Origin of the sequence: Streptomyces hyderabadensis, from assembly GCF_020404845.1 — a bacterium.
GTDB classification, from domain to species: domain Bacteria; phylum Actinomycetota; class Actinomycetes; order Streptomycetales; family Streptomycetaceae; genus Streptomyces; species Streptomyces hyderabadensis.
Genome location: NZ_JAIOJZ010000029.1, coordinates 72,016 through 94,671 on the forward strand (window position 1 = coordinate 72,016; position 22,656 = coordinate 94,671).

General features: G+C 72.8%; 13 protein-coding genes. 10 read left to right on the top strand and 3 right to left on the bottom strand.

Going from position 1 to position 22,656, the window contains the following annotated elements:
- Positions 1-53: 53 nt before the first annotated feature.
- Complete coding sequence (locus K7854_RS22575; protein WP_372481055.1) at positions 54-1,256, bottom strand: L,D-transpeptidase; 1,203 nt, start codon at positions 1,254-1,256, stop codon at positions 54-56.
- A gap of 153 nt (positions 1,257-1,409) precedes the next feature.
- Positions 1,410-2,660 carry a L,D-transpeptidase gene (locus K7854_RS22580; RefSeq protein ID WP_226028368.1) on the bottom strand — a complete coding sequence of 417 codons (1,251 nt, stop codon included), beginning with the start codon at positions 2,658-2,660 and terminating at the stop codon, positions 1,410-1,412.
- A gap of 155 nt (positions 2,661-2,815) precedes the next feature.
- On the opposite strand from K7854_RS22580, the gene glgX reads away from it, so the two are divergent.
- The 9 genes from glgX to K7854_RS22625 all read left to right on the top strand — a co-directional run bounded on the left by glgX (position 2,816) and on the right by K7854_RS22625 (position 19,085).
- A complete protein-coding gene (gene glgX, locus K7854_RS22585) occupies positions 2,816-5,113 on the top strand; it encodes a glycogen debranching protein GlgX (protein WP_226028369.1) in 2,298 nt (765 codons plus the stop codon).
- A gap of 148 nt (positions 5,114-5,261) precedes the next feature.
- A complete protein-coding gene (locus tag K7854_RS22590; RefSeq protein ID WP_226028370.1) occupies positions 5,262-6,680 on the top strand; it encodes a sulfatase family protein in 1,419 nt (472 codons plus the stop codon).
- Between the two features lie 89 nt (positions 6,681-6,769).
- A complete protein-coding gene (locus K7854_RS22595; RefSeq protein WP_226028371.1) occupies positions 6,770-8,689 on the top strand; it encodes an ABC transporter ATP-binding protein in 1,920 nt (639 codons plus the stop codon).
- Complete coding sequence (locus K7854_RS22600) at positions 8,686-10,569, top strand: ABC transporter ATP-binding protein (RefSeq protein WP_226028372.1); 1,884 nt, start codon at positions 8,686-8,688, stop codon at positions 10,567-10,569. Before K7854_RS22595 ends, K7854_RS22600 begins: the two co-directional genes overlap by 4 nt.
- Positions 10,566-12,374, top strand: a complete 1,809-nt coding sequence (locus K7854_RS22605; protein WP_226028373.1) for an ABC transporter transmembrane domain-containing protein — start codon at positions 10,566-10,568, stop codon at positions 12,372-12,374. Before K7854_RS22600 ends, K7854_RS22605 begins: the two co-directional genes overlap by 4 nt.
- Positions 12,371-14,125 (top strand): ABC transporter ATP-binding protein, encoded by a 1,755-nt coding sequence (locus tag K7854_RS22610; protein ID WP_226028374.1) that lies wholly within the window; start codon positions 12,371-12,373, stop codon positions 14,123-14,125. The genes K7854_RS22605 and K7854_RS22610 overlap by 4 nt, the downstream gene beginning before the upstream one ends.
- Before the next feature lie 311 nt (positions 14,126-14,436).
- On the top strand, positions 14,437-16,503 hold the full coding sequence (locus K7854_RS22615; protein ID WP_226028375.1) for a M4 family metallopeptidase: 2,067 nt from the start codon (positions 14,437-14,439) through the stop codon (positions 16,501-16,503).
- Positions 16,504-16,828: 325 nt separating this feature from the next.
- A complete protein-coding gene (locus tag K7854_RS22620; protein WP_226028376.1) occupies positions 16,829-18,478 on the top strand; it encodes a M4 family metallopeptidase in 1,650 nt (549 codons plus the stop codon).
- 97 nt (positions 18,479-18,575) lie between these two features.
- Positions 18,576-19,085 carry a DUF1990 domain-containing protein gene (locus K7854_RS22625; RefSeq protein WP_226028377.1) on the top strand — a complete coding sequence of 170 codons (510 nt, stop codon included), beginning with the start codon at positions 18,576-18,578 and terminating at the stop codon, positions 19,083-19,085.
- 40 nt (positions 19,086-19,125) lie between these two features.
- Here K7854_RS22625 and K7854_RS22630 read toward each other — a convergent pair whose 3' ends face one another.
- Positions 19,126-21,744, bottom strand: coding sequence for a glycosyltransferase family 1 protein (locus K7854_RS22630; protein WP_226028378.1), 2,619 nt, complete (start codon positions 21,742-21,744; stop codon positions 19,126-19,128).
- 365 nt (positions 21,745-22,109) lie between these two features.
- Here K7854_RS22630 and K7854_RS22635 point away from each other — a divergent pair.
- Positions 22,110-22,656: maltotransferase domain-containing protein (locus K7854_RS22635; protein WP_226028379.1), on the top strand; the 547-nt coding region annotated here is incomplete at its 3' end.

Consider the following 22,656-nt stretch of genomic DNA (forward strand, 5'->3'; position numbering starts at 1 on the left):
CGTGGGGCCCCGGGTGCGTTGTCGCCTCGCGGTCCGTACGGGTCGCGGCGCGCCTATGCCTTCCACTTCTCCCAGGACATGTTCCAGCCGTTGAGGCCGTTGTCGGGGGCGATGGTGGCGTCCTCGGAGTTCTTGACCACGACCACGTCGCCGATGATCGAGTTCTCGAAGAACCAGCGGGCCGGCGCCCCCTCGTCCCAGCCGCCGCGCACGTCGCGCAGGCCGATGCAGCCGTGGCTGGAGTTGCGGTTGCCGAAGGCGTCGCCGCCCCAGTAGTTGCCGTGGATGAAGGTGCCGGAGGTGGACAGGCGCATGGCGTGCGGGACGTCCTTGATGTCGTACTCGCCGCCGTAGCCGACGGTCTCGCCGTTCATCCGGGTCACCGCGAGCCGCTCGGTGATGACCATCTGGCCGTTCCAGGTCTCGTAGCCGGGCGCTCCGGTGGTGACCGGGATGGTCTTGATCGTCTTGCCGTCCCGCACGACCTTCATCGTGTGCTTCTTGGCGTCCACGACGGAGACCTGGCTGCGGCCGACGGTGAAGGAGACGGTCTTGGCCTGCTTGCCGTAGACGTCCTCGCGGCCCTCGACGCCGTCGAGGTTCAGGTCGACGGTGACCTTGGTGCCGGCCTTCCAGTACTTCTCGGGCCGGAAGTCGAGCCGGTCGTTGCCGAACCAGTGGCCCTCGACCTCGACGGCCGGCTCGGTCTTGACGGTGATGGCCTTCTCGACGTCCTCCGGGTTGGTGATGCCCCGGGTGAAGCGGATCGAGAACGGCATGCCGACGCCGACCTTCGAGCCGTCCTCCGGCGTGAAGGTGCCGATGAAGGTGTTCTTCGGCGTCAGGGTGGTGAAGCGGGAGTCCTCGGCGGCGGTGCGGCCCTCGGAGTCCTTGGCGACCGCGTGCACGCTGTACGTGGTGGCGGCGGCGAGGTGGGTGGACGGCGTCCAGGTGGCGCCGTCCCCGGATATCTTGCCGTCGACCTTCACGCCCTTGCCGTCCTTGACGACGACCTCGGTGAGCTTGCCCTTGGCGGCGCCGACCTTCAGGGCGCCGCTGGTGTCGACGGCCTTGGCCCCGTTCGCGGGCGCGATGGTGACGACGGCCTGGGACTGCTCGCTCTGGGCCGCGGTGGAGTCCTTGGCCTTCTCCCCCTTGCCGTCCCCGGTCCCCGAACCCGAGCCGCTGCCACCGCACGCGGTGACGGTCAGCATCAGCAGCCCGAGTACCGCCCCCGCTATCGGACGCACGTTCACCCTTGTCTCCCCTCGCCGGGCCTGGTCCGGCCCGCACCCCGGTGCGCCCGCGCGCACCGGCGCATCGTAACCGCAGGCCAGGGGGTTGCGGGACAGGTGAATTGTCACCGTTCCGTACCGAGTTGGCGGCCGGGGGCCGGAAGGGGGCCGGCGTCACTTCACCGCGCTGCCCGCCTTCCATTCCTTCCACTTCATGTTCCAGCCACCCAGCCCGTTGTCGGGGGCCACGGTCTTGTCCTTGCTGTGCACCACCTCGACGACGTCGCCGACGAGGCTGCGGTCGAAGAACCAGCCCGCCGGGGTGTCGGAGCCGCCGCCCTTGTCGTCGCGGAGCCCGACGCAGCCGTGGCTGACGTTGGCCCGGCCGAAGGTGTCGGCGGGCGCCCAGTAGTTGCCGTGCAGGAAGGTGCCCGAGCTGGTCAGGCGGATGGCGTGCGGGACGTCGGGGATGTCGTACTCGCCGCCGAAGCCGACCGTGCGGCTGTTCATGCGGGTGACCTCCAGCAGCTCGGTGATCACCATCCGGCCGTTGTAGGTGGGCGTCGTGGGCGCCCCCGCGGTGATCGGCACGGTGGCCAGCAGGGTGCCGTCGCGGCGCACCTCCATGGTCCGCTCGGCCGCGTCGACGCGGGAGACCTGGCTGCGGCCGACGGTGAAGGAGACCTTCTTGTGCTGGAGTCCGTAGACCCCCTCGGCGCCCTCGACGTCCCGCAGATCCAGGTCGACGGTGACCTCGGTGCCGGGCTTCCAGTACTCCTCGGGGCGGAAGTCGAGGCGGTCCTTGCCGAACCAGTGCGGGCGGATCTCGACCGGGGGCTGCGCGGTGACCGTGACGGCGCGTTCGACGGCCGCGCGGTCGCTGATCTCCCGGTTGAACTCCAGCGAAACGATCATGCCGGTGCCGACGACCGAGCGGTTCTCGGGGGCGACGTAGGCGATGAAGCGCTCCTCGGGGACCTCGGTGGTGAACGTGGTGTGCCGGGCCGAGCGGTGTCCGGCGCCGTCCAGGGCGACGGCGTCGACCGTGTACTTGGCGGCGAGCGCCAGCCGGTCGTCGTCGGGCCGCCAGCTCAGGCCGTCCGCGGAGATCCGGCCGGGCACCGGGGTCTCCTGCGCGTCCTGGGACCTGACCACCTTCACCGACTCCAGGCGCCCGTCGGGCACCCGCACCGACAGCTTCCCGTCCGGCCCCACGGCCTTGCTCCCGTCGTCCGGGGTGATCCGGATGACGTCCTCGGCGGCGGGTTGCTTGCCGAACATCTCGCCGATGCCCGAGCCGATGCCGGAACCGATGCCGCCGCCGTCCGAGGTGCATCCGGCGGCCCCGGCCAGCAGTCCTGCCCATGTCAGTAGGGCGGCCAGAGCGGCGCCCGCGCGCCCTGCGCGCCCGTGTTCGTGCCTCACATCCACCCGTAACGACCGGTCGGCCCTGGGGAAACGTGAGTGCGAGCCACCCGGTGGGCAGAACTGTGGGGAGGACGACGCGACGGGGAGCAGCGGCCGGGACGCCGCACGCCCTCCTGCCGGACGTCGCCCCACGAGCCGTGGGAGGCTGACAGGTGTCCAGCGCAGCCGAGCAGGAGGCGGTGCCCGGGGAGCGGCCCGCCGCGGACGGACGGGGCCTCGCGGACGGGCGGACCGTCGCGGACGGGCGCCCCGCCGTCGTGGTCAACGGCGCGCGGCACACCGAGCCGCCGCCCCCCGTTGCGGCCCGGCCGGGCACCCCGGTGCCGCTGGGCGCCCGGTTCCGGACCGGCCCCGGCCAGGTGGCCGGCACCAACTTCGCGCTGTGGGCGGGCGGGGCGGAGGCGGTGGACCTGTGCCTGTTCGACGGTGCGGGCCCCGGTGCCCGGGAGAGCCGGGTGCGGCTGACCGAGCTGACCCACGAGATCTGGCACGGCTTCGTGCCGGGCGTCCGGCCGGGCCAGCGCTACGGCTACCGGGTGCACGGCCGCTGGGACCCGTGGACCGGCGCCCGCTGGAACCCGGCGAAGCTGCTCCTGGACCCGTACGCCCGCGCGGTGGACGGCGACTTCGGCCTGCCGCCCGAGGTCTACGGCCATGTGCGGGACTGGCCGGAGCAGCGGGTGGCGGACACCGTGCGCGACGACCGGGACTCGGCTCCGTACGTCCCCAAGGGTGTCGTGGTCCATGACGACGACGACTGGTCGGACGACCACCGGCCCAAGACGCCGTGGGCGGACTCGGTCATCTACGAGCTGCACGTGCGCGGCTTCACCAAGCTGCACCCGGACATCCCGCCCGAGCTGCGCGGCACCTACGCGGGCCTGGCGCACCCGGCGGCGATCGAGCACCTGACCCGGCTGGGCGTGACGGCGGTGGAGCTGCTGCCGGTGCACCAGTTCGCGCACGAGAGCCATCTGCTGGAGCGCGGCCTGAGGAACTACTGGGGCTACAACTCGGTCGGCTACTTCGCCCCGCACGCCGCCTACGCCGCCTCCGGCACCACCGGCGAGCAGGTCGGCGAGTTCAAGCGGATGGTGCGCGCGCTGCACGCGGCCGGCATCGAGGTGATCCTCGACGTGGTCTACAACCACACGGCGGAGGCGGGCGAGCTGGGCCCGACGCTCTCCCTCAAGGGCATCGACAACCGCGGCTACTACCGCCTCCAGCCCGACGCCCGCCGCTACGCCGACTACACCGGCTGCGGCAACACGCTCCACGTCGTGCAGCCGCACGTGCTGCGCCTGATCACCGACTCGCTGCGCTACTGGGTCACCGAGATGGGCGTGGACGGCTTCCGCTTCGACCTCGCGGCGGCGCTGGCCCGCTCGATGCACGACGTCGACATGCTCTCCCCATTCCTCGCGGTGATCGGGCAGGACCCGGTGCTGCGCCGGGTGAAGCTGATCGCCGAGCCGTGGGACGTCGGCTCGGGCGGCTACCAGGTGGGTGCCTTCCCGCCGCTGTGGACGGAGTGGAACGACCGCTACCGGGGCGCGGTGCGGGACTTCTGGCGGCACGCGCTGCCGGACGTCAGGGAGATGGGCTACCGCCTGTCGGGCTCCAGCGACCTGTACGCGTGGGGCGGACGGCGCCCGTACGCCTCGGTCAACTTCGTCACCGCGCACGACGGCTTCACCCTGCGCGACCTGGTGTCGTACGAGCGCAAGCACAACGAGGCCAACGGCGAGGGCAACCGGGACGGCACGGACGACAACCGGTCCTGGAACTGCGGCGCGGAGGGCGAGACGGACGACCCGGCCGTGCGGGCGCTGCGCCGCCGCCAGCTGCGCAACCTGCTGACCACGCTGCTGCTGTCGACCGGGGTGCCGATGCTGGTCGCGGGCGACGAGATGGGCCGCACCCAGCGCGGCAGCAACAACGCCTACTGCCAGGACAACGAGACGAGCTGGGTGGACTGGAGCCTACGGGACGATCCGGAGTGGGCCCCCCTGCTCGCGCTGGCCTCCCGGCTCCTCGCCCTGCGCCACCACCACCCGGTGCTGCGCCGCCGCGCCTTCTTCTCCGGCCGCGCGCACTCCGCGGACGGCCTGCGCGACCTGGCCTGGTTCACCGCGGGCGGCACGGAGATGACGGAGCGGGACTGGTACGCCCCCGCCGCCACCCTCGGCATGTTCCTGTCCGGGCGGGACATCCCGGGCCGCGACGAGCACGGCGACCCGATCACCGACGACAGCTTCCTGGCCGTCCTGCACGCGGGCGGGGAACCGGCCGGCTTCGTCCTGCCGGGCGCCCCGTGGGCGCAGCGGTACGAGGTCGTCGTCGACACCGGCCGGGAGGAGCAGGACGAGGCACCGGGCACCGGGTATCCGGCGGGGACGCCGATCACGGTCGAGGCCCGGACGGTGCTGTTGCTGCGGGTGGCCGGCTGACCCCGTCCGGGCGGTTTCTCAAGGCGGCGTTTCGGCTCCGTGAACTCGTCGGCGATCTTCTTGACCGTGCCTCGGCGGGCCTGGAAACGTCCCTGGTCGGCGCCCCTTCGGGCGCGCACTCCCACCCTCGTCCTCCAGGGGATCACGCATGCCCGAGATATCCCGTCGCCTCTTCGGCGGCCTGGTCGGCGGCAGTGCGCTGAGCGCCGTCGCCGGTACGTCCGCGGCCGAGGCCGCCACGCCCGCCGCCCCCGCCCCCGCCTCCGACGAACGCCCGTTCGCGGCGCGCACCGGGTCCCGGCCGGGCAAGCGCCCCAACTTCCTGTTCATCCTCGGCGACGACCTCGGCTGGGCCGACCTGTCCTGCTACGGCGCCCCGCACATCAAGACCCCGCACCTCGACCGGCTCGCCGCGCAGGGGGTGCGGTTCACCCAGGCCTACTCGGGATCGGCGACCTGCTCCCCCACCCGGTTCAGCCTCTACACCGGGCGCTACCCGGGCCGTACGGAGGGCGGGCTGGCGGAGCCGATCGGCAACCGCGCCCAGGGGCTGGACCCCGGCCACCCGACCCTCGCGTCCCTGCTGAAGCGGGCCGGATACGCCACGGCGCTGATCGGCAAGTGGCACTGCGGCTGGCTCCCCGACCACAGCCCGACCAAGTCCGGCTGGGACGAGTTCTTCGGCAACTTCGGCGGCGCACTGGAGTACTTCTCCAAGCTGGGCCAGCTCGGCGAATACGACCTGTACGAGGGCGACGCCACCTACAAGGACCTGCGCTACTACACCACCGTCCTCACCGAGCGGGCCGTCGAGTACGTCGGCCGCGACCACGACCGGCCCTGGCTGCTGAACCTCAACTTCACCACTCCGCACTGGCCCTGGCTGACCGAGAACGACGAGGACACCGGCGCCGCGATCGCCGACGAGGTGCGGTCCGGGAACGTGCTGGGCGCGCTGCTGCACAACGACGGCGGCTCGGTGGAGAAGTACCGGGAGATGGTGGAGAACCTGGACGCCTCGGTGGGCAAGGTGCTCGCCGCGCTGCGCCGGTCCGGTCAGGAGGAGAACACCGTCGTCGTCTTCGCCAGCGACAACGGCGGTGAGCGCTTCTCGTACCAGTGGCCGCTCAGCGGGGGCAAGTCGGAACTGCTGGAGGGCGGCATCCGGGTGCCGACCGTGCTGCGCTGGCCGGCCCGCGTCGACGGACGGCAGGTCAGCCACGAGCCGGTGTACTCCCCGGACTGGACGGCCACCCTGCTGGAGCTGGGCGGCGCCCGCCCCGACCCGGCGTACCCCCTCGACGGGCACAGCCTCGCCGGCTACCTGCTGCGCGGCCGGGAGCTGCCGGAACGCGACCTGTTCTGGCGGGTGCGCGGCAACCGGGCGCTGCGGCGCGGCGACTGGAAGTACTACCAGGACGCACAGGGCCGCGACCATCTGTACGACCTCTCCGCCGACGCCCGTGAACAGGCGGACCTGGCGGCCGACCGGCCGGAGCTGCTGGCCGAGCTGAAGGCGGCCTGGGAGCGCACCGACCGCGAGCTGCTGCCCTACCCGGCCACCTGAGCCCCGGGCCGGGGATCGGCTCAGGTGCCCCGGGCGAGGCCCGAAAACTCGGTGGGCAGTGTCAGTGGTGAACCGTAGGCTCGCTGCTGATGCCCAAGAAACCTGCCCCCGCCACGGATCTCGCCCCGGACGCCGCCCCGGACACCACCGGGACGCGTTCCACCGTACGTGCCCTGCTGCGGCTGTGGCCCTATGTGCGGCCGGTGCGCGCGCGGTTGGGTACGGCCGCGGTGATAGCGATCCTCGCCTCCTGCGTGGGGCTGGTGATCCCGCTCGTCCTGAAGTGGATGGTGGACGGGCCGGTCGCCGACCGCGATCCGGCGGGCGTGTGGCTCGGGGCGCTGTACCTGCTGCTCCTCGGGCTGGCGGAGGCGCTGCTGTTCGGGTTCCGGCGGTGGCTGGTGGCCCGGCCGCTGGCGGGGGTCGAGGCGGGGATGCGCGCGGACCTGTACCGGCACCTGCAGCGCCTGCCGGTGGCCTTCCACGATCGCTGGGCCTCGGGGCAGCTGCTCTCGCGCGGGACGACCGATCTGATGCTGCTCCGCATGTTCCTCGCCTTCCCGCTGACGTTCCTGCTGGTCAACGGCGTCACGATCCTGGTCGGCGTGGGCATCATGCTGGTCCAGGACTGGACGCTCGGGCTGGTCATCCTGGGGCCCGCCATCCCGGTGATGATCACTTGCGGGATCTTCGAGAAGAAGTACTCGGCGGTGGCGCGGCGCGCGCAGGACCAGGTCGGGGACCTGACGACCGTGGTCGAGGAGAGCGTGCTCGGCATCCGGATCATCAAGGGCTTCGGGCGGCACCGCAGCCAGGCCCGCGCCTTCCACGAGCTGTCGCACACGCTGCGCGGCACGGAGCTGCGCAAGGCGCGGCTGCTTGCGGCCATCTGGGCGGTCATCGTGACGCTGCCGGAGGTGGCGATCGGGGCGGCGCTGGTGGTCGGGGCGGTGCAGGTGGCGGACGGGGCACTGTCGGCGGGGACGCTGGTGGCGTTCCTGTCCACGGCGCTGGCGCTGCGGTGGCCGGTGGAGTCCATCGGCTTCCTGCTGGCGATGAGCCAGGAGGCGGCGACGGCCACGGACCGGTACTTCGAGGTGATGGACGCGGAGGTTGAGTCTCCGGGGGGTGCTGGTGGCCCTGCGTCGGTGCCGGGGGGTGGGGAGCGCGGCCCGGCGTTGCGGGGTGCCTCCCAGGCCGTTCAGGCACTGGGCGAGGCACGACTGCCCGCGGCTGGGGGGCTCAGGTTCGAGCACGTGCGGTTCCGGTATCCCGACGCCGCCCCCGACTCCCCGCCCCTGCTGACGGACGTCGACCTGCACATCCGTCCCGGCGAGTCGATGGCCCTGGTCGGTGCGACCGGCAGCGGCAAGACGACGCTGACCACGCTGGTCCCCCGGCTGCACGAGGTGACCGCGGGGCGGATCACGCTGGACGGCGAGGACATCACCGCCCTGTCCCGCGAGGAGCTGCGCTCGAAGGTCGCCGTGGCCTTCGAGGAGCCGACCCTCTTCTCGGCCACCGTCGGCGAGAACGTGCTGATGGGCGCCGGTGCGGGCGCCGGCGACGAGGAGCTGGACCGGGCCCTCGCCGTCGCCCAGGCCGACTTCGCGCACGCGCTTCCCGAGGGCACCGGCACCCAGGTCGGCGAGCAGGGCCTGAGCCTGTCCGGCGGCCAGCGTCAGCGCCTGGCGCTCGCGCGGGCGGTGGTCGGCAGGCCGAGGTTCCTGGTCCTGGACGACCCGCTGTCCGCGCTGGACGTGCACACGGAGGCCGCCGTGGAGGCCGCCCTGCGCCAGGTCCTCGCGGACACCACCGCGCTGATCGTGGCCCACCGCCCCTCCACCGTCCTGCTCGCCGACCGCGTCGCCCTGCTCTCCGGGGGCCGTATCGCCGCCGTCGGCACCCATCACGAACTGCTGCGCACCAGCGCCGAGTACGCCCATCTGATGTCCGGGCTCGACGGGCCCGGGAAGCCCGGGGGATCCCAGGAAGGGGACGGCCGATGACCGCGCCCACGGCCACCGCGCCGGAACGGGACCAGCCGGAGGAGCCCGGGCCCGACGACGCGGCCGAGACGGCCGCCCGCACCGCCGCCGACGACTCCTTCGACCAGGACGTGCTGCCCAGCCCCCCGGGCGCGACCGGCGCCCTGCTGCGCTCCCTGCTGGCGCCCATGAAGGCCCGCGTCACCCTGACCGTCCTCCTCCTGCTGCTCCAGCAGGCGGCTGTGCAGGCGGGCCCGCTGCTGGTGGCGTACGCCATCGACCACGCCGTGCCGGCCCTGCGGGACGACGACCACGGCCCGCTGATCGCGGTGGGCGCCGGCTACCTGCTGTGCTCGCTGGCGGCGGGCGGACTCCAGTACGCCTTCATCGCCGCCGCGGCCCGGGTCAGCCAGGACGTGCTGCTCGACCTGCGCGGCCGCATCTTCCGGCACGCGCAGGCGCTGAGCGTCGACTTCCACGAGCGCTACACCTCGGGCCGCCTCATCTCCCGCTCCACCACCGACGTCGAGTCGCTGCGCGAACTGCTCGACGAGGGGCTTCAGGAGCTGGTGACGGTCATCCTCTCCTTCGTCTACATCGCCGCGCTGCTGCTCTGGCTGGACTGGGGCCTCGGCGCCGTGGCGGTGGCGTCGTTCGTGCCGCTGTACGCGCTGGTGCGGCTCTACCAGCGGCGCGCGGGGCGGGTGTACCGCAAACGGTCCACGGCGATCGCCGCGGTGATCGTGAAGTTCGTGGAGACGATGAACGGCATCCGGCCGGTGCGCGCCTTCCGCCGGGAGGCCGCCAACGACGCCGACTTCGCGGTGCTGAACGAGCGGCACGAGCGGACCAACGGCGACGCGCTGCTGGAGATGGCCCGATACGTGGTCGGTTCCCGGCTGGTCGCCAACACGGCCGTCGCGGGCATCGTGCTGTGGGGCGCCTACCGGGTCGCCGACGGCACGCTGGCGCTCGGGGTGCTGGCGGCGGCGGTGCTGTACCTGCGCCGGCTGTACGACCCGATCGACCGGCTGGGCATGTTCCTCAACTCGTACCAGTCGGCGGCCGCCTCGCTGGAGAAGATCGCCGGGCTGCTGGCCCAGACGCCGTCGGTGCCGGAGCCGACCGCGCCGAAGGAGCTGCCGCCGCTGGAGTCCGAGCACCCCGGCCGCGAGGTCGTCTTCGACTCGGTGAGCTTCGGCTACCGCACCGGCGGCGAGGTGCTGCCGCGCTTCGAACTGACGCTCCCGGCCGGGCAGACGGTCGCCGTGGTGGGCTCGACCGGCGCGGGCAAGTCGACGCTGGCCAAGCTGCTCGCCCGGTTCTACGACCCCTCCGCCGGGCGGGTCCTGCTGGACGGCACCGACCTGCGCGACCTGGCCGTGCCCGAACTGCGGCGCGGGGTGGTGATGGTGACCCAGGAGGCGTTCCTGTTCTCCGGCACGGTCGCCGACAACATCGCCATCGGCCGCCCGGAGGCGACGCGGGAGGAGATCGAGCGGGCCGCGAAGGCGATCGGCGCCCACGACTTCATCGCCGCGCTGCCGGACGGCTACGACACCGACGTCCGCAAGCGGGGCGGCCGTATCTCCGCCGGTCAGCGCCAGCTGGTGGCGTTCGCGCGGGCGCTGCTCGCGGACCCGGCGGTGCTGATCCTGGACGAGGCGACCAGTTCGCTGGACATCCCCGGTGAGCGGGCGGTGCAGCGGGCGATGGCGACGGTGCTGAAGGGCCGTACGGCGGTGGTCATCGCGCACCGGCTGTCCACCGTGGAGATCGCCGACCGGGTGCTGGTGATGGAGCACGGCCGGATCGTCGAGGACGGCGCCCCGGACGAACTGATCGCCGGTACCGGCCGGTTCGCGGATCTGCACCGGGCGTGGCGGGACAGCCTGGCATGAGGATCGACGCGTACGCGGACCCGGGTACTCCGGACCGCCGGGGCGGCTGGCGGTACCTGGCGTGGCTGGTCCGTCGGCAGTGGCCGCGGTGCCTGGCGGGGGCGGTGCTGGCCAGTGTCTGGATGGTGCTGCTGGCGGCGACGCCGTACCTGATGGCCCGGGCCGTCGACCACGGCCTGGAGCCCGGTGACATGGGCGCGCTGGCGGGCTGGACGGGCGCCATGGTGGCCGTCGGCGGGGTCAACGCCTGGCTGGGCATGATGCGGCACCGCACCATGACGAAGGTGCGGTTGGACGCCAACTTCCGCACCGTCAAGGTGGTCGTCGGGCACGCGACCCGGCTCGGCGCGGCGCTGCGCGGGCAGGTCGGCACCGGCGAGGTCGTCACCATCGGGGTGGGCGACGTACAGACCATCAGCACCTCCCTGACGGCCGTGGGGCCGGGCGTCGGCGCGATCGTCGCCTACGCGGCGGTGGGCGGGCTGATGCTGTCGGTGTCGACCCGGCTCGCCCTGGTGGTGCTGCTCGGGGTGCCGGTGCTCGGGGTGCTCCTCGGGCCGCTCATGGGACGGCTGCAGGGCAGGGAGGCCGAGTACCGCGAACGGCAGTCCGTGCTGACCGCGCGGATCGGCGACCTGGCGGGCGGGCTGCGGGTGCTGAACGGGCTGGGCGGCAAGGGCCTGGTCGCGGACGCCTTCCGCCGGGACTCGGACCGGCTGCGCGCGCAGGGCTACCGGGTCGGCGCGGTGACCAGCTGGATCCAGGCCCTCGGGGTGGGCCTGCCGATGCTGTTCCTGGCCCTGGTGACCTGGCTGGGCGCCCGGCTGGCGGCGCAGGGGCACATCAGCGTGGGCGAGCTGGTGTCGGTGTACGGCTATGTCGTCGCGCTGGGCTGGCCGGTGGCGTTCCTCATCGAGATGGGCCACCAGCTCAGCCGCGGCGTGGTGGCAGCCCGCCGCGTCGTCGCCTTCCTGCGCCTGGAACCGGCCCCGGACGAGGGCACCCGGGACGCCCCCGCGGAACCCTCGGTGCTCCACGACCCCGCCTCAGGCGTCCGCATCCTCCCCGGCCGCCTGACCGCCCTGGTCACGACCCGCCCGTCCGACGCCACCGACATCCTGGACCGCCTGGCCCGCTACACCCCGTCCGACGCGACCTGGGGAGACATCCCCCTGTCAGACATCCCCCTCCCCCAGATCCGCTCCCGCATCCTGATCGCGGACCCGGAGGCCGACCTCTTCGCAGGCACCCTGAGCGCTGTGATCGGCGACGAGGTAACGCCCCTCAGGGGCGCGGGGAACTGCGCGACAAGCCACAACGAATCCGCAGACGCGACACAACGGCCCGGGGCAGACGCGACAGCGAATCTCACCGCAGCCCTCCACGCGGCCGCAGCCGAAGACATCGTCCGCGCCCTCCCCGAGGGACTGAACACCCAGGTCGCGGCGCAAGCCCGCGACCTGTCCGGCGGCCAACGCCAACGCATCCGCCTGGCCCGCGCCCTGCTGACCGACCCCGAAGTCCTCCTCGCCGCGGAACCCACCTCCGCCCTGGACGCCCACACGGAGGCCACCGTGGCCGACCGCCTCAAGCACGCCCGCCTGGGCCGCACCACCGTGCTCGCCGCCACCTCACCGCTGCTCCTCGCCCGCGCGGACGTCGTGCACCACCTGGTCGACGGCAAGGTCGCGGCCACCGGCACGCACCGCGAACTCCTGGACACCGAACCGGGGTACCGCGCCCTGGTCGCGCGGGACGACGAGGGCGTCGAAGAACGGGAAGAGGAGGGGGAACCGGCCCGATGACACAGCTGCCCGTCGCCGAGCGCGCCGACGTCCGCCGGGCGGCGGCCGGCCTGGTGCGCGCCGACCGGAGGTCCTTCGCACTCGTCCTGGGTCTCAACGCGCTGGCCGCGCTGGCCGGCCTCGCCGGTCCGTGGCTGCTGGGCCGGATCGTCGACGAGGTGCGCGGCGGGGGCGGGGTGGCCGCCGTGGACCGGATGGCCCTGGCCATCCTGCTGTGCTCGCTGGCGCAGTTGCTGCTGGCCCGCTGGGCGCGGTACGTGGGGCACCGGTTCGGGGAGCGGACGCTCGCCCGAGTGCGCGAGCGGTACGTGGAGCGGGCGCTCGCGTTGCCCGCGTCCGTGGTGGAGCGGGCCGGGACCGGGGACCTGACGACGCGCGGCACCGCCGACGTGACCACCGTCGGCACGACGCTGCGTGACGCCGGTCCCGAGCTGCTGGTCAACGCGGTGCAGGCGCTGTTCCTCACGGCCGCGGTGTTCGTGCTCGACCCGCTGCTCGGCCTGGTCGGGGTGCTCGGGCTGACGCCGGCCTGGCTGACGCTGCGCTGGTACCTGCGCCGGGCGCGGGCGGCCTACCTCGCCGAGGGCGCGGCCAACTCGGACGTCGCCGACAGCCTGGCCGCCACGGTGGCCGGGGCCCGTACGGTCGAGGCGTTCGGGCTGGCGGAGCGGCGGGTGACGTCGAACCGCGAGGCGCTGGAGGTCTCGCGGCGCACCCGGTTCCGGACGCTGTTCCTGCGCAGTGTGTTCTTCCCGGCGGTGGACATCTCCTACGTCCTTCCGGTGGCGGGCGTGCTGCTGCTCGGCGGGGTCCTGCACACCCACGGGGCGGCGAGTCTCGGCGCGGTGGTGTCCTGCGCCGTGTACCTCCAGCAGTTGGCCGGACCGCTGGACGAGGTGCTGATGCGGGTCGAGCAGCTCCAGGCCGGCAGCGCCTCCTTCGCCCGGGTGGAGGGGCTGGCGCGGGCCCCGCGGGCGACGGCGGACGAGTCGGCGGTGCCCGCGGACGACCGGATCGACGTGTCCGGGGTGCGGTACGCCTACGAACGGGGCGGGGAGGTGCTGCGCGGGGTGGACCTGACGGTGCGGCCGGGCGAGCGGCTGGCGGTCGTCGGTCCTTCCGGGGCCGGCAAGACCACGCTGAGCCGGCTGCTGGCGGGCGTCGACGCGCCGACCGCGGGTTCGGTGACGGTGGGCGGGGTGCCCGTGGTCGCCCTGGGTCCGGAGCGGCTACGCCGTCAGGTGGTGCTGGTCACCCAGGAGCACCACGTGTTCCTGGGGACGGTCCGGGACAATCTGCTGATCGCCGAACCGGCGGCCGCGGACGAGGAGTTGTGGGCGGCGCTCGCCGCGGTGGGCGCCGAGGGGTGGGTGCGCGAGCTGCCCGACGGGCTCGGCACCGAGCTGGGCGCGAAGGGACACTCCACGGACGGCTCGCAGGCCCAGCAACTGGCCCTGGCCCGGGTGGTGCTGGCCGACCCGCACACCCTGATCCTGGACGAGGCCACGGCCCTGCTGGACCCGACGACGGCCCGGCACACGGAGCAGGCGCTGGCGGCCGTGCTGAAGGGCCGTACGGTCATCGCCATCGCGCACCGCCTGCACACCGCGCACGACGCCGACCGGGTGGCGGTGATGGAGGACGGCCTGCTGACCGAGCTGGGCACGCACGACGCGCTGGTGGCGGCGGGCGGGGCGTACGCGGCCCTGTGGGGCTCCTGGCACGGGGATCCGGTCGCCGCTACTGATTGACCGGACAGCAGCCGGACGGCCGCCGGAGGACGGCCGGGACGGGACGGCGAAGATTCCGTTTATCGAACGTGAACGCCCGGTCAACGAACCAATTCCAGCCAACTTACTGACGCGCCCCTGACAAGTAGCGCTTTCTCCTGCCACTCTTCCGTCGGCCCTCCACAGCGCCCCCACGGCTTCCCCACGAGTGCTGTGCAGCGGCCGGCTCGTAGCACGTGGTTTCTGCGTACCGCACAGTTCCGCCCGGCCGGCCACCCGCCGACCGGTCTCCCCTGGCCGCGTGACCCGCGGCCGCGCAGAAGGAGTCAGTGTTGAGCAGCAGTACTCCCCACAGACACACCTCCCACACCACCTCCCACACCGCTTCCCGCGGCTCCCGCCGCGCCGCGCACCGGCGCGCCGCGGCCGTCGCGCTGGCCGGGGTGGCGGCGCTGATCGCCACCGCGGTCCAGTCCGGCACCGCCACCGCCGCCCCCGACCCGTCGCCCGCGACGGGCAACGAGCTGGTGAAACTCAGCCCGTCCCAGCGCGCCGAGCTGATCCGCGACGCCGACGCCGCCAAGGCGAAGACCGCCGACGAGCTCGGTCTGGGCGCCAAGGAGAAGCTGGTCGTCCGGGACGTGCTCAAGGACCGGGACGGCACCCTGCACACCCGCTACGAGCGCACCTACGACGGCCTGCCCGTCCTCGGCGGCGACCTCGTGGTGGCCAGTGAGGCGGGGAAGACCGAGCAGGTCGTGAAGGCCACCGCGAAGGCGATCAGGCCCGCCACCGTCACGCCGAAGATCTCCGCCGCGAAGGCCGAGTCGCAGGCGGTGTCGGCCGCGAAGGCCGCCGGCGCGGAGCAGCCGGACGCCGACCGCGCCCCGCGCAAGGTGATCTGGGCGGCGAACGGCACGCCGGTCCTGGCGTACGAGACGGTCGTGGGCGGCCTCCAGGAGGACGGCACCCCCAACGAGCTGCACGTCGTCACCGACGCCGCCACCGGCGCCAAGCTGTACGAGTACCAGGCCGTCGAGAACGGCACCGGCAACACGATGTACAGCGGCACGGTGACGCTGGGCACCGCGCAGTCCGGGTCCTCGTACACGCTGACCGACACGGCGCGCGGCAACCACAAGACGTACAACCTCAACCGCGGCACCTCCGGCACCGGGACGCTCTTCTCCGGGTCCGACGACGTGTGGGGCAACGGCAGCGCCTCCAACGCGGAGACCGCCGCCGCCGACGCCCACTACGGCGCCGCGCTGACCTGGGACTACTACAAGAACGTGCACGGCCGTTCCGGCATCCGCGGCGACGGCGTGGGCGCCTACTCCCGGGTCCACTACGGCAACAACTACGTCAACGCGTTCTGGCAGGACAGCTGCTTCTGCATGACGTACGGCGACGGCTCGGGCAACGCCAACCCGCTGACGTCCATCGACGTGGCCGCGCACGAGATGAGCCACGGCGTCACCTCCGTCACCGCGGGCCTCAACTACAGCGGCGAGTCCGGCGGGCTGAACGAGGCCACCTCCGACATCTTCGCGACCGCGGTCGAGTTCTACGCCAACAACTCCTCCGACGTCGGTGACTACCTCATCGGCGAGGAGATCGACATCAACGGCGACGGCACCCCGCTGCGCTACATGGACGAGCCGAGCAAGGACGGCGCCTCCAAGGACTACTGGTACTCGGGGATCGGCGGAGTGGACGTCCACTACTCGTCCGGCCCGGCCAACCACTTCTTCTACCTGCTGAGCGAGGGCAGCGGCACCAAGACCATCAACGGTGTCACCTACGACTCGCCCACCTCGGACGGCCTCCCGGTGACCGGCATCGGCCGCGCCAAGGCGGAGAAGATCTGGTTCCGCGCGCTGACCACCAAGTTCACCTCGACCACCAACTACGCGGGCGCCCGCACCGGCACCCTCGCGGCGGCCGGTGAGCTGTACGGCACCGACAGCGCCGAGTACACCGCGGTGGCGAACGCGTGGGCGGGCATCAACGTCGGCTCGCGGCCCGGTGACGGCGGCGAACCCGGGGAGGGCACCACGTTCGAGAGCGGCACGAACGTGAACATCCCCGACTACGGGTCCGCGGTGACCTCGTCCCTCACGGTCTCCGGACGGACCGGCAACGCGCCGAGCAACCTCAAGGTGGGCGTGGACATCGTGCACACCTGGCGCGGTGACCTCCAGATCGACCTGGTCGCGCCCGACGGGTCGACGTACCGCCTGAAGAACAGCGGCTACGACCCGGCGGCGGACGTGCACGAGACCTACACGGTCAACGCCTCCTCCGAATCGGCCAACGGCACCTGGAAGCTGCGCGTCCAGGACCAGGGTCCGGCGGACACCGGCTACATCGACGGCTGGCGGCTCACCTTCCCGTAGGCCCACCGGCCCGCGGGGGCGCCACCCCCAAGTCAGGGCGCCGTTCCGGAGGTTCGAATCCTCCGGGGCGGCGCCCTCTCCATGTCCGTCCCCGACTGCCGGTTTTTGCCAAGCACTTACCCCTGCCTTGTTGCCGCTTGACCGAGGTCACACCGCCTTCACATGCCCGCAACAAGTACCCAGTCGTCGATTTTCAGCCAACATCAACACGCCCTCATGACATGTACGCGCCTTCGATGTCAGTCTTCCGTCACCCACAGCACCACTTCGCAGTAACCGGCCGGACACCACACGCCGTCCGGTACCCCCCACCGAAGGAGCTTGTGTGTCTTCCCTCTTCGCGCGCCACAAGCGCACCGCCCTGGCCCTCGCCACCGCCGTCGCCGCCGGAGCGATGCTCACCACCGGCCTGACCGCGGGCAACGCCGCCGCCGACAGCACCGCGCCGTCGGCGCTCGCGGGCGCCCCCGTCCTGCTGTCGGACTCCGCCCGCAGCGCGCTCATACGGGAGCAGCAGGCCGGCGCGGCCGACGCCGCCCGGGAGATGGGCCTGGGCGCCAAGGAGAAGCTGGTCGTCAAGGACGTGATCAAGGACCGCGACGGCACCGTGCACACCCGCTACGAGCGCACCTACGACGGCCTGCCCGTCCTCGGCGGCGACCTCGTCGTGCACACCTCGAAGTCCGGCGCCACCAGAGGCGTCACCAAGGCGACGAAGGCCGCCATCAAGGTCGCCACCGTCACCCCGAAGGTGCGGGCGGCCAAGGCCGAGCAGCAGGCGCTGTCCGCCGCGAAGGACGCCGGGTCGTCGAAGACCGCTGCCGACTCCGCGCCCCGCAAGGTGATCTGGGCCGCCGAGGGCAGGCCCGTCCTCGCCTACGAGACCGTGGTCGGCGGCCTCCAGGACGACGGCACCCCCAACGAGCTGCACGTCATCACCGACGCCGCCACCGGCGCCAAGCTGTACGAGTACCAGGGCATCGAGACCGGCTCCGGCAAGAGCCTCTACTCGGGCACGGTGGAGCTGGGCACCACCAAGTCGGGCTCGTCGTACCAGCTGTACGACACCGGGCGCGGCGGCCACAAGACCTACAACCTGGCCCGCAAGACCTCCGGCACCGGCACCCTGTTCACCGACGCCGACGACAGCTGGGGCACCGGCACCGCCTCCAGCGACCCGCAGGACCAGACCGCCGCCGTCGACGCCGCCTACGGCGCCCAGGTCACCTGGGACTTCTACAAGGAGACCTTCGGCCGCAACGGCATCAAGAACGACGGCAAGGCGGCCTACTCCCGCGTCCACTACGGCAGCAACTACGTCAACGCCTTCTGGTCGGACAGCTGCTTCTGCATGACCTACGGCGACGGCTCGGGCAACACCAACCCGCTGACCTCGCTGGACGTGGCCGGGCACGAGATGAGCCACGGTGTCACCTCCAACACCGCGGGACTCGAGTACAGCGGCGAGTCCGGCGGCCTCAACGAGGCGACCAGCGACATCTTCGGCACCGGCGTGGAGTACTTCGCGGACAGCTCCACCGACAAGGGCGACTACCTCATCGGCGAGCAGATCGACATCAACGGCGACGGCACCCCGCTGCGCTACATGGACGAGCCGAGCAAGGACGGCGCCTCCAAGGACTACTGGGACTCCGGTCTCGGCGGCGTCGACGTGCACTACTCGTCCGGTCCCGCCAACCACTTCTTCTTCCTGCTGGCCGAGGGCAGCGGGGCCCGGACGGTGGACGGGGTGAACTACGACTCCCCCACCCACGACGGCTCCACGGTCACCGGCATCGGCCGCGCCAAGGCCCTGCAGATCTGGTACAAGGCGCTGACCGAGTACATGACCTCGACCACCGACTACGCCGACGCCCGCGCGGCGACCCTGAGCGCGGCGTCCGACCTGTACGGCGCCGACAGCACGGAGTACAAGACGGTGGGCGCGGCCTGGACCGCGATCAACGTGAACTGACCGGACCCGCGAGCCGACGGTGAGCGACACCGGCGGCAACACGGCGGGCGGCACCCGGAACCGGCGGTTCCCGGGTGCCGCCCTACTCTTGGGACCCATGTCCTTCACGTACGACGACGTCGGCGCCACCCGCGAGCAGGACCACTGCCCGCCCGGCTTCCGCCCCATGCACGTACGCACCCGCCTCGGGGAGGGCGAACCGGTGTTCCGGCGGGCGGCCGAGGCCGTGCTCACCTGGGAGATGCACCGGGAGCTGGGGGTCGGCATCGACGCGAGCGCGGAGCGTGCCGCGCCCGGCGTGGACGTCACCGTCACCCTCGCCGGCATGATCAAGGCGCCCTGCCGGGTGGTGTGGACCCTGGAGGAACCGCGCCGGGCCGGCTGGGCCTACGGCACGCTGCCCGGCCACCCGGAGTCCGGCGAGGAGGCCTTCGTGGTGGACCGCACGGGCGACGGCACGGTATGGCTGACCGTGCACGCCTTCAGCCGCCCCGCCAAGTGGTACGCCAAGGCCGGCGGGCCGGCGGCCCGTGCCTTCCAGCACGCCTACGCCCGCCGCTGCGGCACCGTCCTGCGGCGGCTGAGCGGCGGCGACGAGGAGGACTGAGCCCTCCTCGTCGCCGTCCGCCGCCCCGCCGCCGCGGGGCTCACCGCATCAGCAGGCCCGCCGCCTCCACCAGGTCGCCCGAGGGCACCGCGACCAGGCCGGTCTCCACGCCGGAGGCCAGCAGCCGGTGCGCGGGCAGGACCCGGACGGTGTAGCCGAAGGGACCGGTGCGGTCCAGGGCGAGCGGGCCCTCGTACACCCAGCGGCCCTCCAGGTCGGGGCCGCCCACCGGTTTCAGCGGCACCTTCGCCGCGTCGGTGATCCGGTCCTCGGAGTCCACCCGGCCGGAGACCGCCTGCACCTCCACGTCCTCCGGCGCGAGTTCGCCGAGCTTCACCCGCACCCGCAGGCCGAGCGTGGCGCCGAGTTCGGCGGCCGCGGTGGCGGCGGACGTCTCCACGTGGTCGACGCTCACTCCGGGCCAGGCCGCCCGTACCCGCGCCTTCCACTCGGCCAGCCCGCGCGCGGAGTCCGGGTCCATCGCGCGGTGCGCCTCGGCGGCCGGGGCGTACAGCCGCTCGACGTACTCGCGGACCATGCGGCCGGCCAGCACCTTCGGGCCGAGCAGGCTGAGGGTCCTGCGCACCATCTCCAGCCACCGGTCGGGCAGCCCGCTCGCGCCCCGCTCGTAGAAGCGCGGGGTGATCCGCTGCTCCAGCAGGTCGTAGAGGGCGTTGGCCTCTATGGCGTCGCGCCGGTCCGGGTCGGTGCCCACGCCGTCGGCGGTGGGGATGGCCCAGCCGAAGTCCGGCTGGTACCACTCGTCCCACCAGCCGTCGAGCACCGACAGGTTGAGGCAGCCGTTGAGCGCCGCCTTCATGCCGGAGGTGCCGCAGGCCTCCAGCGGACGCAGCGGGTTGTTCAGCCAGATGTCGCAGCCGGGGTAGAGCTTCTGCGCCATCGCCATGCCGTAGTCGGGCAGGAACACGATGCGGTGCCGCACCCGCGGGTCGTCGGCGAACCGCACCAGCTCCTGCACCAGCCGCTTGCCGCCGTCGTCGGCCGGGTGCGCCTTGCCCGCGACGACGATCTGGATCGGCCGCTCGGGATGGAGCAGCAGCTCCGTCAGCCGCTCCCGGTCGCGCAGCATCAGTGTGAGCCGCTTGTACGAGGGGACGCGCCGGGCGAAGCCGATGGTGAGCACGTCGGGGTCGAGGGCGTCGTCGATCCAGCCCAGCTCGGCCGTCCCGGCGCCCCGCTGGCGCCAGGAGGCGCGCAGCCGCTCGCGCACCTCCTCGACGAGCTGGGCGCGCAGGGTGCGCCGCAGCTGCCAGATGTCCTCGTCGGGGATGTCGGCGACCGAGTCCCAGCGGTCCGAGCCGCCGACGGCCAGCGCGTCCTCGGCCCGCTGCACGCCGATATGCCGGGCGCCGAGCCGGAACACCTCGGGGGCCACCCAGGTCGGGGCGTGCACGCCGTTGGTGACGGAGGTGATCGGCACCTCCTCGGCGTCGAAGCCGGGCCACAGTCCGGCGAACATCCCCCGGCTGACCCCGCCGTGCAGCAGCGAGACGCCGTTGGCGCGCTGGGCCAGGCGCAGGCCCATCACGGCCATGTTGAAGAGGTTCGGTTCTCCCCCGGGGTAGGTCTCCATGCCGAGCCTGAGGACGCGTTCGACGTCGATGCGCGGCAGTTCGGAGTCGGGGCCGAAGTGGCGGGCGACCAGCTCGCGGTCGAAGCGGTCGATGCCGGCCGGGACGGGGGTGTGGGTGGTGAAGACGGTGCCGGCCCGCACCGCCTCAAGGGCGGCACCGAACTCCAGCCCTTCGTCGCACAGTTCGGCGATGCGCTCCAGGCCGAGGAAGCCGGCGTGGCCCTCGTTGGTGTGGAACACCTCCGGCGTGGGGTGGCCGGTGAGCCGGCAGTACGTGCGCACCGCCCGGACACCTCCTATGCCGAGCAGCATCTCCTGGAGGAGCCGGTGCTCGCTGCCGCCGCCGTAGAGCCGGTCGGTGACGCCGCGTTCGCCGGGGTCGTTCTCCTCGACGTCGGAGTCGAGCAGCAGCAGCGGCACCCGGCCGACCTGGGCCAGCCAGATCCGGGCCCGCAGCTCCCGGCCGCCGGGCAGCGCCAGGGCGACGTGCGCGGGGGTGCCGTCACGCTCCTTGAGGGGGGCCAGCGGCAGCTCGTGCGGGTCGAGGACGGGGTAGTGCTCCTGCTGCCAGCCGTCCCGGGACAGGGACTGGCGGAAGTAGCCGTGGCGGTAGAGCAGGCCCACGCCGACCAGCGGCACCCCCAGGTCGCTGGCCGCCTTGAGGTGGTCGCCGGCCAGGATGCCGAGGCCGCCGGAGTACTGGGGCAGCGCGGCGGTGATGCCGAACTCGGGCGAGAAGTAGGCCACGGCGGCCGGGAGTCGGCCCGGCTGGGCCTGGTACCAGCGGTCGCCGCTCATGTAGTGGTCGAGGTCGTCGGCCACCGCGGTCAGCCGGCGCAGGAAGCGCCGGTCCTCGGCCAGCTCCGCGAGGCGCGCGGGCGGCACGGTGCCGAGCAGCCGTACCGGGTCGCGGCCGGACGCGGTCCAGCACTCGGGGTCGACGGACTGGAAGAGGTCGCGGGTCTCCGGGTGCCAGGACCAGCGCAGGTTGCGGGCCAGGTCACTGAGCGGCCGGAGGGGGTCGGGGAGTACGGGACGGACGGTCAGTCGACGGATCGCCTTCACCCGGACGACGTTACCGCGCGATTGTCCCTTGTTGGGGCCTTCGCCCTGATCCGCCGGACAGACCTGACGCGCACGGCGTGTCGATATGGCCGGATCTTTCCCCCACGGCCTTCTTGTGGCGCTTCGGCCCGCACGGAAAGCTGCACATGTCGCGACGAACGCTGATTGCGGGAGCGGCATCCGGGAAAGCGACGGTCAGATCGACGCGTGTGTCGCGTTGTCGACATACGCGCGAGTAGTTAACAAAGTGCCGGATTGCCCACCGGAAGAGTGTGGGAAGGCTCCTGCGTACGCCCCGCACACCCCTCGCAGGACCCACCTCCCCAGAGTCATCCGCCCACCAGTTGACGCGGACAGGAGCGGTCATGCCCGCCAGGCACCACTCGTCAGCATCCCCCGCAACCCCGGCTGCCGCCGCCTCCCCGGTATCCCCCGCGGAGAGCGCCACCGTCGTCGGGCGCATCCCCGTCCTGGACGTCCGTCCGGTCGTCCAGCGGGGGCGCAGACCGGCCAAGGCCGTCACCGGCGAGTCGTTCGAGGTCTCCGCCACCGTCTTCCGCGAGGGGCACGACGCGGTCGCCGCCAACGTCGTCCTGCGCGACCCCGAGGGCCGGCCGGGTCCCTGGACGCCGATGCGGGAGCTGGCCCCGGGCACCGACCGCTGGGGCGCCACCGTCACGCCGACCGGGACGGGACTGTGGTCGTACACCGTGGAGGCGTGGAGCGATCCGGTCACCACCTGGCGGCACCACGCGCGCATCAAGATCCCGGCGGGCATGGACACGGAACTGGTCCTGGAGGAGGGCGCCCGGCTGTACGAGCGGGCCGCCGCCGAGGTGCCCCGGAGCGAGGACCGGCGCGAGTTGCTGGCCGCCGTCGACGCGCTGCGGGACGAGGAACGGCCGGCCGCGT

What these genes read in the sequence shown, in the direction of transcription:
- K7854_RS22590 (WP_226028370.1), top strand. Translation starts at nt 5,262, where the DNA reads ATGCCCGAGATATCCCGTCGCCTCTTCGGCGGCCTGGTCGGCGGCAGT.
- K7854_RS22595 (WP_226028371.1), top strand. Translation starts at nt 6,770, where the DNA reads ATGCCCAAGAAACCTGCCCCCGCCACGGATCTCGCCCCGGACGCCGCC.
- K7854_RS22600 (WP_226028372.1), top strand. Translation starts at nt 8,686, where the DNA reads ATGACCGCGCCCACGGCCACCGCGCCGGAACGGGACCAGCCGGAGGAG.
- K7854_RS22605 (WP_226028373.1), top strand. Translation starts at nt 10,566, where the DNA reads ATGAGGATCGACGCGTACGCGGACCCGGGTACTCCGGACCGCCGGGGC.
- K7854_RS22610 (WP_226028374.1), top strand. Translation starts at nt 12,371, where the DNA reads ATGACACAGCTGCCCGTCGCCGAGCGCGCCGACGTCCGCCGGGCGGCG.
- K7854_RS22625 (WP_226028377.1), top strand. Translation starts at nt 18,576, where the DNA reads ATGTCCTTCACGTACGACGACGTCGGCGCCACCCGCGAGCAGGACCAC.